The following is a 14,980-nucleotide window of genomic DNA, read 5'->3' on the forward strand; positions in this document are numbered from 1 at the left end:
CAAAAGTCCCATCTAGATTGTCGCGCAAGTTCCTCCCAGATCGCCGCGCTATAGTTCGGCTCCCACGCGGAGCATTTCCTCATAGATAGCGGCGCTGGACACTGTCGGGTAGAAGAAGCGGTAGGCGTGGACGGCACGGTTTAGATCGAGATCGTCGAAGGCTTCCTCGATCGTCTCGGGCGTCGGATACCCTCCCTTGAAGGTGTATTCCTGCGCATGAGCGTAGATGCCCGGTGCCAGGAGAGACAGCGAGACGGCGACGGCAATACCTTGAAGCTTTGTCATCACGCACTCCTTGTGTGCAATCGCGTCACTGGGCAGCGACTTTCTCGACGTCGGGAAGAACCCAGGCCTTGTCGAAAAACTCTCTCTTCGGTCCATAGGCGCGGAACATGAGTTCGAATTCGCGAAGCGGGTCAGTGGGTACCCAGTTCGTCTCCTTGCCGGGAGGCGTACTCGGGCCGAAATAGATATCGACCGAGCCGTCGGTGTTCTTCTGCAGTTCGTTACTGTTCGAGGCCCGGCTGGCGCGGTTCATATTCCTCACCAGTGCGTGGGTCTGGCGATCGTACACCGTCACCGACCAATACTGGTCGACGGGAGCGTTCGCCGGAACGGTAAGCTTGTAGGTGTCAGCGCCGTCGAGAAGCTCGCCGTCCTTATCCTTGGGCGTGAGCAGGTAGAATTGCCCGACCCCGAGCCGTTTGATGCCGACGTACCCCAGCGTATAGATCACGCCCCGCCAGTCCGTGGGATAGGAATCCATTTCCGTATAGTTCGCCGACATCGCCTTGGCGAGTTCCGGTATGCCGCCCGGCCGCCAGTAGGTTCCCTCGAAGAAGGAAGCCCAGCCGGCTTCGTACTTGGCATCCAGCCACGCTTTTGCTTCCACCGCGGCGGAGTCGAAAATGCGACGTGTTTGCGCGTCCGGCTTGAAGGACTTACCCTTCTCGATACCGAGCGTCCTGAGCTGATCGATCATGTGACGGTCCCGGGCGATCCATGGTTCGCTCTGGATGATGCGGTTGAGGTGTTCGAAGAAGGTCGCGTCGAACTGGATCGTGGAGTCGAACAGCACATCCTGCGCGTCGATGAAGGTTGTCTCGGACGGGTTTTCGGCTTGCGAGAGCGGATAGACCTTGACCTTCTTGCCGTAGGCTATGGACTTGGCGATGTCCTCGTCGCTGTGACTGTTAAAGTTCGATCGCAGGAGGGCGTAGCCGCCGAACGTATCGGACTGGAGCGCAACATAACCTTCTGGGACTTTATCGGTATATCCAGGCGGCAGGACCACGAACTTGCCGCCGGCACCCTTGTCCAGGCCGAGGAGACCGACATCCTCGAGCGGCATCTGCCACAAGGTGACGATGTTGCCGTTGAGCGAGCCGCCGTTGGCGGGCGGCACGTCGATGACGATCGGCCCCTGGCGGGTGTCGAAGAACACCATGAAATAAAGCGTGTCCGGATTGGGCGTGAGCGTCTGGTTCATCCAGTCGAGCGCGCGGCCCCAGTAAACCACCTGATGCGGTTTCGCGCTGGTCTTGGTCAGCATTTCCTGCATCATCAGATCGTAGTTGACCGCGGGCATGCCCCATACTACCGCCTCGACGGCGCGGCGGTGGATGGCCCGGGCTTCGATGTCCTCGGGCGTGAAGTGCTGCGCTTCTGCCATGGGCGTTGTCCAAACCAGGCAAATCGCTGCGAGTGCGCTTATAAGAGCTTTCCGCATTGGACATCCTTTCCTTGTTCAGGAGACGAATTAACAGCGTGTACACGTCGGGCGAGGCATCGCGACGAGCGGGTGCCTCGTCACGCTTGCCTTTTGGACTCCGATAGCCGCGCAGCTCACAATCAGCGATCAGCTTTCCGCACCATATCCGTCGTGACGCCATCATCGTCCAGATGTCTATGAAAGCGAAGTACGCAACAGTTACAAAGCTCGATGTTACCGTTACGTACTCGGTTGCAGCCGACTCAGATGCTAATACTGGCCGCGTCACAAATGGTGGCGGGTCCGGTGGTGCAATCGGGATTATTGGGCGCTCCGATGAATGCTGGGTCGAGAGGGCTGCTCAAGTTGATGATCCGGTTCCCAGCGATCCGAGGCGAACTGCAAATTCTCTACGGCCACGACGAGACATTGAAGGAGCTTGCGGAGGCTTATGAGTGATGCGCCTACTCGCACTTCCCGACAACGGACACACACGGCTGATCCCGAACGATTCCATCTCGGTGCTCCCGCTGAGGTTTGTGAGCGTCGGGACGGTGGTGCAGTTAACTGACACGGCACTAGAAACAACTGCGCCAAGAGGAGAGCTGATAGCAGTCAACGGCACACCTTTGGGCCAAATTGAAGCCGCCGCAGAGAAATTTCTGGCGGGAACGCGCCAGAGGAAACGGGTCATCGGACCGATTCTTCTCGCATGGCCGTATGCATTAGCTCACCTCGGTTTTTCTTCAAAAGAGAATACGACTGAGTATCGCGTGAAAGACGAGAATGGGCAGATAACCGATTTGAAAGTGGAGAACGGGCATACGGTTCCTGCATCGATGCTCTACCCGAGAAACGAGCATGGCAAGGCTGGTCCGGCCTGGGAACCCGAGAGATTTGTCGAGATTAAAGACTGGCAGGGGCTTGGGCTTTCAATATTATTGCCGAGTTTCTTCGATCCAAGCGAAAGTGCGCTGAACGATTAGACGAACGGCGGCTCAGTCTGCACTGCTGACGGTCGACACTCGGAAGATGCTGCGCCAGGTATGGAATGGTCGCTTTCGCTTTCAGCGCCGCGGCAATCAGGCGTGCTGCCACGGCCAACGACGCACACTTCATCCGTCCGCAATTGGCGCAAGGCAGTCATTCAATCCAAGCGTCTGGACCGGCCTGCACTAATCATACACCCGCTTCACGTTCGCGACGACGTCGAGTTCCTTCATCTGCAGCAGGAGCTGGTTGAGCTGCCTCAGGTCCCAGACCTCGACTTCCATGGTGATCTCGGAGAAGTCGTCGGCGCGGTTGCTGCCCATCGTCAGCGTGCGGATATTGATGTCGAGCCCGGCGATCGTCTGGGCGACGGTTGCAAGCGTGCCGGGTTCGTTCAGCGTGTTGACCTCGATCCTGGCGAGAAAGCGTGACTTGTTCGCCTCGTCGAGGTCCCAGCGCACGTCAATCCAGCGCTCCGGCTGGTCATCGAAACGCTGCAGGGCAGACGCCTGGATCGGGTAGATGGTGATGCCCTTGTCCCTCTCCATGATGCCGACAATGCGGTCGCCGGGCACCGCGCCGCTTGGAGCGAACCGCACCTGCATATTGCCGGAAAGGCCGCGGATCGGCAGCGGGTCGGGGCCCGCCTCGATCTCTTCCGGTCCGACGCGCCGCTGGTTCGGCAGCTTGAAGATCATGCCCGATGCGCTGCGCATATTGAACCAGCCGTCGTCGGCGGCGGGCTTCACCGTCACCCGCTCGTCCTGATAGTCGGGGAAGACGGCGCGCAGCACGTCCAGCGAGGAGAGCTCGCCGCGGCCGACAGCGGCAATCGCATCCTCGACGTCCTTATACGCCAGCCGGGGCAGCGCGGGCTTCAGCGCATCACGAGAAAAGATCTTGCCGGCCCGCTCGAAGGTGCGCTCCAGAATGCGGTGGCCGAGGCCGGAATATTGCTTGCGGATCGCCATGCGGGTGGCGCGGCGGATCGCCGAGCGGGCCTTGCCGGTCACGACGATCTCCTCCCAGGCGGCCGGCGGCACCTGCACGCCCGAGCGAATGATCTCCACCTCGTCGCCGTTGTTGAGCCGTGTCACGAGCGGCATGATACGGCCGTTGATCTTGGCGCCGACGGTCGTGTCGCCGATGTTCGTGTGGACCGCGTAGGCGAAATCGATCGGCGTCGCGCCGCGCGGAAGCGCGATCAGCTTGCCCTTCGGCGTGAAGCAGAAGACCTGGTCCTGGAAGAGTTCAAGTTTTGTATGCTCCAGGAATTCTTCCGGATTGTCGCCTTCTGCCAGCGACTCGATCGTATGACGCAGCCAGGAATAGGCGTTGGATTCCCTCGGCAGGAGTTCCCCTGCCCTGCCATCCTTGTAAAGCGCATGGGCTGCGATACCGTATTCGGCGATCTCCTGCATGAGCTGGGTGCGGATCTGCAGCTCGATGCGCTGGCGCGACGGACCGACGATCGTCGTGTGGATCGAGCGGTAGTCGTTCTGCTTCGGATTGGAGATGTAGTCCTTGAAGCGGCCCGGCACGACGCGCCAGCGGGTGTGGACGATGCCGAGCGCGCGGTAACAGGACGGGATGTCGCCGACGATGATGCGGAAACCGTAGACGTCCGAAAGCTGCTCGAAGGAGAGCGACTTCGACTGCATCTTGCGGAAGACCGAATAGGGTTTCTTCTGCCGCCCCTTCACGAAGGCATCGGTCAGGCCGTTGGCGATCAGCAGTTCGCGCAACTCGTCTTCGATCTTCTTGATGAGGCCTTCGTTGCGGGCCTCCAGCTCGGCCAGCCTCTTGGTGACCGTCTCGTGGGCCTCCGGATTAAGGTTGCGGAAGGCGAGCTCCTCCAGCTCGTCGCGCATGTCCTGCATGCCCATGCGACCGGCGAGCGGCGCATAGATATCCATGGTCTCTTCGGAAATGCGCGCCTTCTGCTCCGGCTTCATGTGCTCCAGCGTGCGCATGTTGTGGAGCCGGTCGGCGAGTTTGACGAGCAGGACGCGCACGTCATCGGAAATGGCAAGCAGCAGCTTGCGCAGGTTCTCCGCCTGCTTGGCCTTCTTGGAGACGAGGTCGAGACGTTTCAGCTTCGTCAGCCCCTCGACCAGCCGGCCGATATCCTCGCCGAAGAGCTCATCGATCTCGGCGCGGGTGGCGGTCGTGTCCTCGATCGTGTCATGCAGCAGGGCGACCGCGATCGTGGATTCGTCCAGGTGCATGTCGGTCAGGATCGCGGCCACTTCGAGCGGATGAGAGATATAAGGGTCACCGCTGGCGCGCTTCTGCTGGCCATGCTTTTGCATGGCGTAGACATAGGCCTTGTTGAGGAGAGCTTCGTTGGCATCGGGCTTGTATTTCTGAACCCGCTCGACGAGCTCGTATTGCCGCATCATCCTGAAAAAAGTCCTCGATACCGCTCGTCTTGACACGTTTAGGGATGCCCGGAACCGGTTGCCAACCGTTTCCCCATGGCGGGCAACGGCACCGGGCGAAAAGAAAATGGCGCGCCAACCGTCAGATTGGCGCAGCCATCATAAAACATCCAGCCAGATTAGGGCGAGAGGATGAACGAAAACTTGCCAAACAAAGATTTCGTTCAGTATTCGTCGCTCTTAGTAATCGTCGCTCTTTTCCGGCGGCACGAGGCCTTCGATACCCGCCAGCAGTTCCTCTTCCGACATCTGATCGAAAGTGACGGTTTCGGGAAGTTCCTCTTCCTCGTCGCGGTCGGAGGCCACGGCAACGCCGCCGGCGGCGATCAGCGAAGCCGGATCGGGCTCGGGCTCGTCCACTTCCACATGCTTCTGAAGCGAATGGATGAGGTCTTCCTTGAGGTCGTCGGGCGAAAGTGTCTCGTCGGCGATTTCGCGAAGGGCGACGACTGGATTCTTGTCATTGTCGCGGTCGATCGTGATGGACGCGCCCTGCGAAATCTGCCGGGCCCGATGGCTCGCAAGAAGAACGAGCTCAAAACGGTTATCGACTTTGTCGATGCAATCTTCTACTGTGACACGGGCCATTGCCTGTCCTTTGGGTCATGAATTTCGGGATTGATACGCCCGATACAGCCATTGCGCGGCAAATTCAAGTTTTTCTGACGAACGCGGTCTGAATACCTTCGACCAGGGCCCCATGGAGCACCAAAGAGATTCAACCGCAGGCTGCTTGGATTATTACGAATCGTGCCATAAATGACATTTATATGAATAGTTCGTAATGTAGTGGATTATTCACGGGTTTGGTTCAGCTTATATTGACCAAGGCCCTGCCTGCCAAGCAGGTTTATAAGAACAAGGGGATGGAGACCATATGTTTGACCCAAGAGAGAAGATTGCTCTCTTCATTGACGGCGCCAATCTTTACGCTGCATCGAAAAGCCTCGGTTTTGATATTGACTACCGGAAACTGTTGAAGGCTTTCCAGAAGCGCGGTTATCTCTTGCGGGCCTACTATTATACGGCTCTGATCGAGGATCAGGAATATTCCTCCATCCGCCCGCTGATCGACTGGCTCGATTATAACGGCTACAAGGTGATCACCAAGCCCGCCAAGGAATTTACCGACAGCATGGGCCGCCGGAAGATCAAGGGCAACATGGATATCGAACTCGCGATCGATGCCATGGAACAATCGGAAACGGTCGACCATCTCGTGCTCTTCTCCGGCGACGGCGATTTCACGACGCTGGTGGAGGCCTTGCAGCGCAAGGGCCGCAAGGTTTCGGTCGTCTCCACGATGTCCACCCAGCCGCCGATGATCGCCGACGACCTGCGCCGCCAGGCTGACCACTTCATCGACCTGATGACGCTCAAGGCAGAAGTCGGCCGCGATCCTTCCGAGCGTCCGGTCCGCCCGACGGAATCTGCCGAAGCGGTCGATCTCTGATCTCAAGCGACGGCAATGTTCTGCGCATGTCGTTTCGGCAAGACCGCCGTACACTTTTGCGCGAGATGCGATAAAGAATAGGCGCCCGTTTTTCGGCGGCGCCTTTTTTGATTTCGGGTTAGAAAGCTCCATGCTTTTCAAACGCCCTTCCGACGATATCCTCTACGAAGCCCTGGTCGCCCGCGATGCAGCCTATGAAGGTTTTGCATGGGCGGCCGTGAAGACGACCGGCATTTTCTGCCGCCTCACCTGCCCGGCCCGCAAGCCGAAGCGCGGGAACACCACATTTTACGGCACGATCGCGGAATGCCTGGAGGCGGGCTTTCGCCCCTGCAGCCGCTGCCGACCGATGCTGAAACTCGGCGAGACAGACCCGATGGTGACGCGGCTCCTCAATGCGCTCGATGCCGATCCGCACCGCCGCTGGAGCGAGGACGACGTGGGCTCGCTTGGCGTCGACCCTTCCACCGCCAGGCGCGCGTTCAAGCGGCAGTTCGGCATGAGCTTCCTGGAGATCGCCAGGCTGAGGCGAATGGGCAAGGCGGCCGAGATACTGACGTCCGGCGCGAGCGTCATCGATGCGCAGCTTGACGCCGGCTATGAATCCGGCAGCGGTTTTCGCAGCGCCATGACGAAGCTCTTCGGCGCGGCTCCCGCCAACCTGCGCGACAAGACGCTGCTTCGTGCCGACTGGATCGAGACACCGATCGGACCGATGATGGCGATCGCCGACCAGCATGCCCTGCATCTCCTCGAATTCGCTGAACGCAAGGCCCTGCCGGCTGAAATCAGAAAGCTTCAGAAATTTACCGGCAGCGGCATCATCATGGGCCGGCATCCGCCGATCGACGAGATCGAAGAGGAACTGAAGGCCTATTTCGCCGGCGAGGATCGCGGCTTCAGGACACGGCTTGCCGGCCACGGCTCACCGTTCCAGCGGCAGGTCTGGGAGGCGCTCAGGGCGATCCCGGTCGGCGTGTCGCGCACCTATGGTTCGATTGCCGCAGAACTCGGCCTCCCCTCCTCCACCCGCGCCGTCGCGGGCGCCAACGGCGCCAACCAGATCGCAATCGTCATTCCCTGCCACCGCGTGCTTGGCGCCGACGGCAGCCTGACCGGTTATGGCGGCGGGCTGTGGCGCAAGCGCTGGCTTATCGAGCATGAGCGGCGGATGGCGGTGCGGAAGGTTAGCGACGGTTGAGCGGCGTGCCCCAGCATACCCCCCTCTGCCCTGCCGGGCATCTCCCCCTCAAGGGGGGAGATCGGCTGGTGGCGGGCTCACCGCTTTCTCTTTAAGATTCCACTTTCTGAGGCTTCACTCTCTGCTTAAAGATTTCTCCACAAGGACTTGGGGAATGGCGGTCGTGCCGCTTGTGATCTCCCCCCTTGAGGGGGAGATGTCCGGCAGGACAGAGGGGGGGTGGCGCCACCCACCAAAGCTCACACAGATGCCGGTTCGCTAAGCTGAAGCCCCGAGCGCGACTGCCGCTTTGGCCTTCTTCGCCCGGAAGATCCCTTCGACGATCACGGCCAGCGGCAGGCCGATAAAGAACGGGATGAAAAAATAGATCACCCGAAAGGCGACCAGCGAGCCGATCGAGGCCGCATCGCCCATTACGTGCCTGACGGTCGCTTCCAGTACGCCGAGACCGCCGGGCGCATGAGTGATGAGAATCGCCAGATTGGCGAGGACGAAAGCAGTCGCCGCTTTCAGATAGCTCACATCCGCCGTCGCAGCCATGACCTCACGCAGGCAGGCGGACACGAGGGCAAAGTTGATCGTGCCGATCACCACCTGGGCGACGGCGATCCTTAAGGTCGGCATCTGAAACGTCCACGCCCGTACCTTCAAGGGTGTGCGGAGGAAGGCCGCGAGCGCCAGATAACCGGCCGTTGCGGCAAAGCAGGCAAAGCCGATCGCCCGGGTGACACCCTCGCCCATGCGCAACACCGATGCGGCATCCTTCGGATTGACGATGAGAACGATGCCCGAGAGTACGGTCATGCCGAGACCGACCGTGACGCCTGAGAGCAGCACGATCTTGGCAACATCTTCCGTGCTCATGCCCCAATGGGCGTAATAACGGTAACGCAACCCGCCGCTGCTGAGCCCGGCGAGGCCGACGCTCTGACCGATCGACAGCGCCACGAAGGAGGCGAGCGCGATCTTCGGATAAGCAAGGTCGTTCTTCACATAACGCACGCCTGCCCAGTCGAAACCGGTCAGGCAGAGATAGGAACCGAAGGCGAAGCCGAACGCGGCCAGGAGATTGACGATCGGAATGGCCTTGACAGAGTCGACAATCTCCGAAGCCGAGTATTCACGGAATGTATGGTAGAGAAGGTAGCCGGCCAAACCGAAGCCGATGACCACCGTAACGTAAGTGAGAATTTTCTTCGCCATCGCCTGCTCGTGTCCACGGAATGAACCGCAACGGGCGGATGCGGAGATTGTTCCTGGACGGGAATTTCAGATACGGCCGATGATGCGCGAAAATGCGGGATCGTTGCGATTATAGCCGCGCGCCGTGCCATGAAACCTCTGATCCGTTTCGGCAAGCTCGCTGATGTCATCAACATGAAAGAGCCGCCAGCCGGCCCCGGTGCCGGAAATCTGCCAGCCGCTCAGAGCCAGTTCGCCCGTCCCCACATATCCCAGGATATGCGGCCGCACCCTGCGCGCCACATCCTTGTAGCGGAGTTCAAGAACCTTCCGCCGGTCGATCGCGTCGATGATGATATCCGGATAGCCCATGCCTCACCTCTCACCCACAACGAGCGGGAAAGAGCAAAGTTCAGGGGTGTCAGCAGACGTCGAAGTTTATGTCCTGGGCGCCTTTCCAGAGCACCAGCCTGCCCATTTCCTCGAGCTGCTCGCGACCTTCGATAACCGTCAGGAAGTGATTGCCAGCAAGAGCGCCCATCTTGCTCGCAAACGAGGAGCTGCCGTAGGCAAACAGCAGCTCCGTCTCGCTGTGGCCACCGGGATAAAGCAGGATATCGCCACGCGAGGGATGGCAAGTGTGGTTTTCGAAACCCGCGCCGAACTGGAAATCACCGAGCGGCACCCAGACCGCCTCGCCGCTCCAGCGGGAATGGATGACCTGGTTGCGGAACGGCAGGAAGGTCTCGAAGATGCGGCAGGTCTCAGGCGCCTTTTCGCGCTCGAAACGGGCGATGAAGGCAAACGGGCCGACCGTGATGCGCAAGCCTTCCATGCCGGTCAGTTCGCCTTCAACAGCCGCGATTTCTGGCGGTTCCAGTCGCGCTCCTTCTCCGTCTCGCGCTTGTCGTGCAGCTTCTTGCCCTTGGCGAGCGCGAGTTCCAGTTTGGCACGGCCCTTCTCGTTGAAATAGATCTTCAGCGGCACCAGCGTCATGCCTTCACGATTGATGGCGGCACGCAGACGGTTGATCTCACGCTTCGAGAGCAGCAGCTTGCGGCGGCGGCGCGGCTCGTGATTGAAACGGTTCGCCTGCAGATATTCCGGCAGGTGCGAATTGATGAGCCAGATCTCATCGCCCTCGTCCGAAGCGTAGGATTCGGCGATATTCGCCTTGCCGTCGCGCAGCGACTTGACCTCGGTCCCTGTCAACACCAGGCCGGCCTCGTAAGTGTCGATGATTTCATAGTTGAAGCGGGCCTTGCGGTTTTCCGCGACAATCTTGTTGACCGTGCGCTGGCTGCCTTTGGGTGCCATGGGATAGATTCCGTTCCGCCCTTTTTCTGAACATAAATCCCCGCCCATGGGCGATGAGCGGGGTTCGATCCTTATCTAATGCGCGAGACGTGAAATGTGAAGCTTCTGCAGCGTTCGCTTCAGTTCAAGAGCCCCGCGTGACGCATGGCCGCGTCGATCGCCGCTTCCGTCGCCGGCTCCAGCGTCGAGATCAACGGGGAACGCACCATGCGGTTCATGCCGCGCAATCTGTGCAGGGCATATTTAGCGCCGCAAAGGCCGGGCTCCATGAAGATCGCCTTGTGGAGCGGCATCAGCCGATCCTGGTATTCGAGCGCCTTCGCGTAATTGCCGTCCAGCATCGTGGCCTGAAAGTCGGCGCACAGACGCGGTGCGACATTGGCCGTGACCGAGATGCACCCGACACCGCCGTGGGCATTGAAACCGAGCGCGGTCGCATCCTCACCCGACAACTGAACGAACTCCTTGCCGCAGGTGATGCGCTGCTCGGAGACGCGTTCCAGCTTGCCGGTCGCATCCTTCACGCCGACGATGTTCCTATGAGACTTCGCCAGCGCACCCATCGTCTCCGGCGACATGTCGATGACCGAGCGCGGCGGGATGTTGTAGATGATGATCGGCAGCCTTACGGCTTCGGCGATCGCCGAGAAATGCGCGATCAACCCCTTCTGCGTCGGCTTGTTGTAATAAGGCGTCACGACCAGGATAGCGTCGGCGCCCGCGTTTTCCGCGTGCACGGCCAGTTCGATCGCTTCCCGCGTGTTGTTGGAGCCCGCACCGGCGATGACCGGAACCCGCTTTTTGGCCACCTTGACGCAGAGTTCCACGACGCGCTTGTGCTCGTCATGGGACAGTGTCGGCGATTCACCGGTGGTGCCGACCGGCACCAGGCCGCTGCTGCCTTCACCGATCTGCCATTCCACATGCGCGGCAAAGGCGTCTTCATCCACCGAACCATCGGTGGTGAAGGGGGTGACGAGGGCGGGGATCGATCCCTTGAACATGCAAAGCTCCCAATCGGCCGCAATCCATGCTTCGGCCGCAATCCGTGACTAAGGTCGCGCACAATAAAGCGGCGGGAAAGCGGCGACAAGCGTGACGACAAGGGATTTCATGCGGAATCTCATATAAGAAATCGCGCATTTTCATAAATATGGTAAGGTTTCGTTAATCCGCTCGGCGGCTAATAGGGGTTAGATATCTTCACGACGAGTTACCGGATGAATAGGCCCGTTCTGATCCTCGCTGCTCTGGGGCTTGGTGCTGCGAGCGTGCCCGGTTTTGCCGCATCTCCTGAAAGCGCCGTACCGCTGCCCTTCGTCAAGCCGGAAGATCCCGTCGCGCGCGCAATGCCTACCGCCATGCCGGTGCCAACCACGCCTTCGCCGGATATCACAGGCGCGATCCCGCGCACGGGAAGGCTGCAGCCGGCCGGCGTGTTGAGAGAAGGGCTCGACGCCCTTTCCCGCAACGATATCGCAACAGCACTTGCCACCCGCAACGGGCTCTCCGAAGGTTCACTCGACCGGCATATCCTGACCTGGGCGATCGCCACGTCCGGCGCGCCGGGCGTTCCGTCCGGCGAAATCGCCGCCGCGCAGCGGGAACTGAAAGGCTGGCCCGGCCTCAAAAACCTGCGCGCCAATTCCGAGCGCGCCCTCTATCGGGAAAATCCGTCGGCCTCCACCGTGCTTGCCGCCTTCGGCTCGACACGGCCGGAAACGACGGAAGGCGCGATCATCCTGGCGCGTGCGCTGGTCGCCGCCGGAAAGACCAGCGAGGCGGCGCGTCCGCTGCGTCAGATCTGGCTTTCCGAAACGCTCGACAAGCCGACCGAAGACAGGATCCTTGCCGAATTTCCGGCGCTCCTCTCGCCGGCCGATCACAAGGCCCGCATGGACACGCTGATGTACAAGGGGCGCGCCACGCAGGCCAAGCGCTTCGGCGATCTCGGCAAGGCGCAATCACTCTACAAGGCATGGGCGGGCGTCACCAGCAACGCCAAGAATGCCGAGACCCTTCTCAATGCGGTCGACCGGTCCTGGAAGGATGATCCGGCCTATCTCTTCGCGCGGATAGAATATCTGCGCCGGCAGGACAAATATCGCGAGGCGGCCGAACTCATTGAAAAGGCGCCGCGCGAGGCTTCCAGGCTCGTCAACACGAGCGAATGGTGGAACGAGCGGCGCATCGTGGCCCGCGGCCTTGCCGACCAGGGCGATTTCAAGCGCGCCTACACGGTCGTTGCCAATCATCTCGCGACCTCCTCGACCGATGTGGTCGACGCGGAATTCCATGCCGGCTGGTACGCGCTGAGAGCGCTTCGCGAGCCGGCGCTCGCGGAAAAGCACTTCCGCAAGATCCTTGATGTGTCGAACAAGCCGCTCTCCGCTTCCCGCGCCTGGTACTGGCTCGGCCGGGCCGCCGAAGCCGGTGCACCCGGCAACGCCCGCGAATTCTTCGCCAAGGCAGCGCATTATTCCGGAACATTCTACGGTCAGCTTGCAGCCGCCCGCCTCGACATCAAGACGCTCGACGTGAGCTACCCCTCGCCTACTGCTGCCGACCGGCGGAATTTCGAAAACCGCGAGGCGGTAAGAGCGATCGCCCGGCTGGAAGATGCAGGCCACGGCAAACGCGCCGGCACGCTCTACCGGGCACTCGCCGAGGAAATGACAAGCCCGGGTGAGCTTGCGATTCTCGCCGCGCGCGCCGAAACGCAGGACAATCATGCCCTCTCGCTGCAGATCGGCAAGATCGCGTTCGGCCGTGGCATCGAGGTCGCGGCGCTGGCTTTCCCGATCGGCGTCATTCCGGCCGGCGCCAATATCGCCGGCTCCGGCAAGGCGCTCGCCTATGCCATTGCACGCCAGGAAAGCGCCTTCAACCCTGCCGCCGTTTCAGCCGCCAATGCTCGCGGACTCCTGCAGCTCCTGCCCGGCACGGCCCAGGGCGTCGCCAAGCGGCACGGCCTCACCTACGCCGCCGCGAAGCTCACCACGGATGCCGGCTATAACGCCACGCTCGGCGCGCACTATCTCGGCGAACAGATCGACACGTTCGGCGGCTCCTATATCCTGACCTTCATCGCCTATAATGCCGGTCCGCGCCGTGTGCCGGAGTGGATCGCCCGTTATGGCGACCCGGGCGGGAAATCCCTCGATGACATCGTCGACTGGATCGAGCGCATTCCCTTCCCCGAAACGCGCAATTACGTGCAGCGGGTGATGGAGAATTACCAGGTCTACAAGATCCGCCTCGGCCAGAAGGCCGATATCGAGGCAGACTTGCGGTTCGGACGGCAATAGCGGGGCTCACGGCGTCCAGCATCAATGCCCCACCTTCCGAAAGCTTATCATCACGCCATAAACGAAAAGGCCCGGCGCAATGGCCGGGCCTTCAAGCTCAGATCAGACGATCAGATCAGAAGTCGCGCTGCAGGCGGACGAGACCGGCCCATTCGTCGGCTTCATGGCCATAACCGACAGCAAACTTGCTGCGCAGGCCTTCCGTGATCTGGTAGTTGACGGTGAGACCGGCAGCCCAGTCATCGCCACCGTCATCGTAGCTACCCGCAACGATATTCGTATTCCAGAAATACTGGAATTCCGGAATGACTTCGAGCTTGTCGGTAGCCTTCCAGACGTAGTTCGCAGCAACCGTCCACTCGGCGTCTTCATAGTAGACGCTCGGGTCAGACGACCAGAGAACGGACAGGTAGAAGGTGCCCGGACCGGCATCAATCGAACCGATCGCGCGGACCGCGCCGTCTTCGGAGCGGTTGTCATAGGCGCCGAGGAGTTCGAGGTTTGCCGGACCGAGAGCTGCCCGCAGGCCACCCTGGATACCAAATTCCTGACCGTCGCCCGCGCTAGAAATCTCGTTCGAAATCTCGTCGGCCTGGATCATGGCGGTGAATGCTTCGCCGGTATAGGTGTAGGATACCGAGGTGAAGCGGGTCTGGTTGCTCAGGAGATCGAGTTCGCCCGGCAGATCGTTATCCCACCAGCTCAGGTAATCACCGACCTTGAAGCCGCCGAGCTCGATGTAGACTTCATCGAAGTAGAAGTTATCATCGCTAGAGCTGTTCGAAGAATCGCGGGAAGATTCACCATGGATGGCAATGAAGCCGGTCAGCGTGCCAAGCTCGGTGTCGCTCTTGGACGTGACTTCGACACGACCGCGGGTCCAGGCATCCCAGTCGCCGCCATTGAAGCCGTTCGTGCTATCGCCGATATCGACCTGGAAGCGGACGTAGCCGCCGATCTTGAGGCAGGTTTCCGTGCCCGGAATGTAGAAATAGCCGGTGCCGAATGCGTCGCATACGCGAACGTATTCCATCGGCTCCGGTTCTGCAGCAACGATGGCGTCAGCAGCCTGAGCGCCAGAGGCTGCTGCAAGCGCAGCAGCGGAGCCGAGGAGAAGGCTCTTGATGTTCATTTTCATGACCTCCAGTCATTTCAAAATGGGCATCTGATTCACCAGATGCTGCAGAAAGCTTATTACTGAAGGCCAATCAGCGGCAACAAAGTTCCCCGGCTCTCTATCCTCCCGCGAGGCATTTGAAAGGCCATCGTCTCCTTTTTGTCACAAAATCACCACCACCACCAAAGGTGGAAGTTAACATCAGCAATCGGGTAGGAGGGGCCTTACGGCATCCCTCCTCCCACACCACCGTGCGTACG

At 60.4% G+C, this 14,980-nt stretch carries 14 protein-coding genes; 4 read left to right on the top strand and 10 right to left on the bottom strand.

Translation table 11 applies throughout. The features are described from left to right. Window positions 1–48: 48 nt before the first annotated feature. Together JL39_RS19650 and JL39_RS19655 are read right to left on the bottom strand one after the other, a co-directional pair. Window positions 49–285 carry a hypothetical protein gene (locus JL39_RS19650; protein WP_037154546.1) on the bottom strand — a complete coding sequence of 79 codons (237 nt, stop codon included), beginning with the start codon at window positions 283–285 and terminating at the stop codon, window positions 49–51. A gap of 25 nt (window positions 286–310) precedes the next feature. Further along, window positions 311–1,672, bottom strand: coding sequence for a DUF1254 domain-containing protein (locus tag JL39_RS19655; RefSeq protein WP_244446925.1), 1,362 nt, complete (start codon window positions 1,670–1,672; stop codon window positions 311–313). 494 nt (window positions 1,673–2,166) lie between these two features. Between JL39_RS19655 and JL39_RS19665 the strand changes: the two genes are divergently transcribed. Further along, window positions 2,167–2,697: a hypothetical protein gene (locus JL39_RS19665; RefSeq protein WP_244446926.1), complete on the top strand. Its 531-nt coding sequence runs from the start codon at window positions 2,167–2,169 to the stop codon at window positions 2,695–2,697. A 189-nt stretch (window positions 2,698–2,886) separates the two neighbouring features. Here the strand turns inward: JL39_RS19665 and JL39_RS19670 are convergent, their stop codons facing one another. Then, window positions 2,887–5,103 carry a bifunctional (p)ppGpp synthetase/guanosine-3',5'-bis(diphosphate) 3'-pyrophosphohydrolase gene (locus tag JL39_RS19670; RefSeq protein WP_037154554.1) on the bottom strand — a complete coding sequence of 739 codons (2,217 nt, stop codon included), beginning with the start codon at window positions 5,101–5,103 and terminating at the stop codon, window positions 2,887–2,889. Between the two features lie 219 nt (window positions 5,104–5,322). Next, window positions 5,323–5,730, bottom strand: a complete 408-nt coding sequence (gene rpoZ, locus JL39_RS19675) for a DNA-directed RNA polymerase subunit omega (RefSeq protein ID WP_037154557.1) — start codon at window positions 5,728–5,730, stop codon at window positions 5,323–5,325. Window positions 5,731–6,019: 289 nt separating this feature from the next. Between rpoZ and JL39_RS19680 the strand changes: the two genes are divergently transcribed. Together JL39_RS19680 and JL39_RS19685 are read left to right on the top strand one after the other, a co-directional pair. Continuing rightward, complete coding sequence (locus JL39_RS19680) at window positions 6,020–6,595, top strand: NYN domain-containing protein (protein ID WP_037154561.1); 576 nt, start codon at window positions 6,020–6,022, stop codon at window positions 6,593–6,595. Between the two features lie 130 nt (window positions 6,596–6,725). After that, a complete protein-coding gene (locus JL39_RS19685) occupies window positions 6,726–7,796 on the top strand; it encodes a trifunctional transcriptional activator/DNA repair protein Ada/methylated-DNA--[protein]-cysteine S-methyltransferase (protein ID WP_037154564.1) in 1,071 nt (356 codons plus the stop codon). 258 nt (window positions 7,797–8,054) lie between these two features. On the opposite strand, the gene JL39_RS19690 is transcribed toward JL39_RS19685, so the two are convergent. The 5 genes from JL39_RS19690 to dapA form a co-directional block, all read right to left on the bottom strand. After that, entirely contained in the window at window positions 8,055–8,999 is a 945-nt protein-coding gene (locus tag JL39_RS19690) for a YbhN family protein (RefSeq protein WP_052183007.1), read from the bottom strand. A gap of 66 nt (window positions 9,000–9,065) precedes the next feature. Next, window positions 9,066–9,350 carry a WYL domain-containing protein gene (locus JL39_RS19695; RefSeq protein WP_037154566.1) on the bottom strand — a complete coding sequence of 95 codons (285 nt, stop codon included), beginning with the start codon at window positions 9,348–9,350 and terminating at the stop codon, window positions 9,066–9,068. A 49-nt stretch (window positions 9,351–9,399) separates the two neighbouring features. After that, on the bottom strand, window positions 9,400–9,813 hold the full coding sequence (locus JL39_RS19700; protein WP_037154569.1) for a DUF3830 family protein: 414 nt from the start codon (window positions 9,811–9,813) through the stop codon (window positions 9,400–9,402). Between the two features lie 5 nt (window positions 9,814–9,818). Beyond that, window positions 9,819–10,295 carry an SsrA-binding protein SmpB gene (gene smpB / locus JL39_RS19705; RefSeq protein WP_037154571.1) on the bottom strand — a complete coding sequence of 159 codons (477 nt, stop codon included), beginning with the start codon at window positions 10,293–10,295 and terminating at the stop codon, window positions 9,819–9,821. 119 nt (window positions 10,296–10,414) lie between these two features. Then, a complete protein-coding gene (gene dapA / locus JL39_RS19710; protein WP_037154573.1) occupies window positions 10,415–11,299 on the bottom strand; it encodes a 4-hydroxy-tetrahydrodipicolinate synthase in 885 nt (294 codons plus the stop codon). A gap of 216 nt (window positions 11,300–11,515) precedes the next feature. Here dapA and JL39_RS19715 point away from each other — a divergent pair, with 216 nt between their 5' ends. Next, window positions 11,516–13,603 carry a lytic transglycosylase domain-containing protein gene (locus tag JL39_RS19715; RefSeq protein ID WP_037154575.1) on the top strand — a complete coding sequence of 696 codons (2,088 nt, stop codon included), beginning with the start codon at window positions 11,516–11,518 and terminating at the stop codon, window positions 13,601–13,603. A gap of 115 nt (window positions 13,604–13,718) precedes the next feature. Here JL39_RS19715 and JL39_RS19720 read toward each other — a convergent pair whose 3' ends face one another. After that, window positions 13,719–14,735: a porin gene (locus JL39_RS19720; RefSeq protein WP_037154578.1), complete on the bottom strand. Its 1,017-nt coding sequence runs from the start codon at window positions 14,733–14,735 to the stop codon at window positions 13,719–13,721. Window positions 14,736–14,980 lie beyond the last annotated feature (245 nt).

This window comes from Rhizobium sp. YS-1r (assembly GCF_000757525.1).
GTDB lineage: Bacteria > Pseudomonadota > Alphaproteobacteria > Rhizobiales > Rhizobiaceae > Neorhizobium > Neorhizobium petrolearium.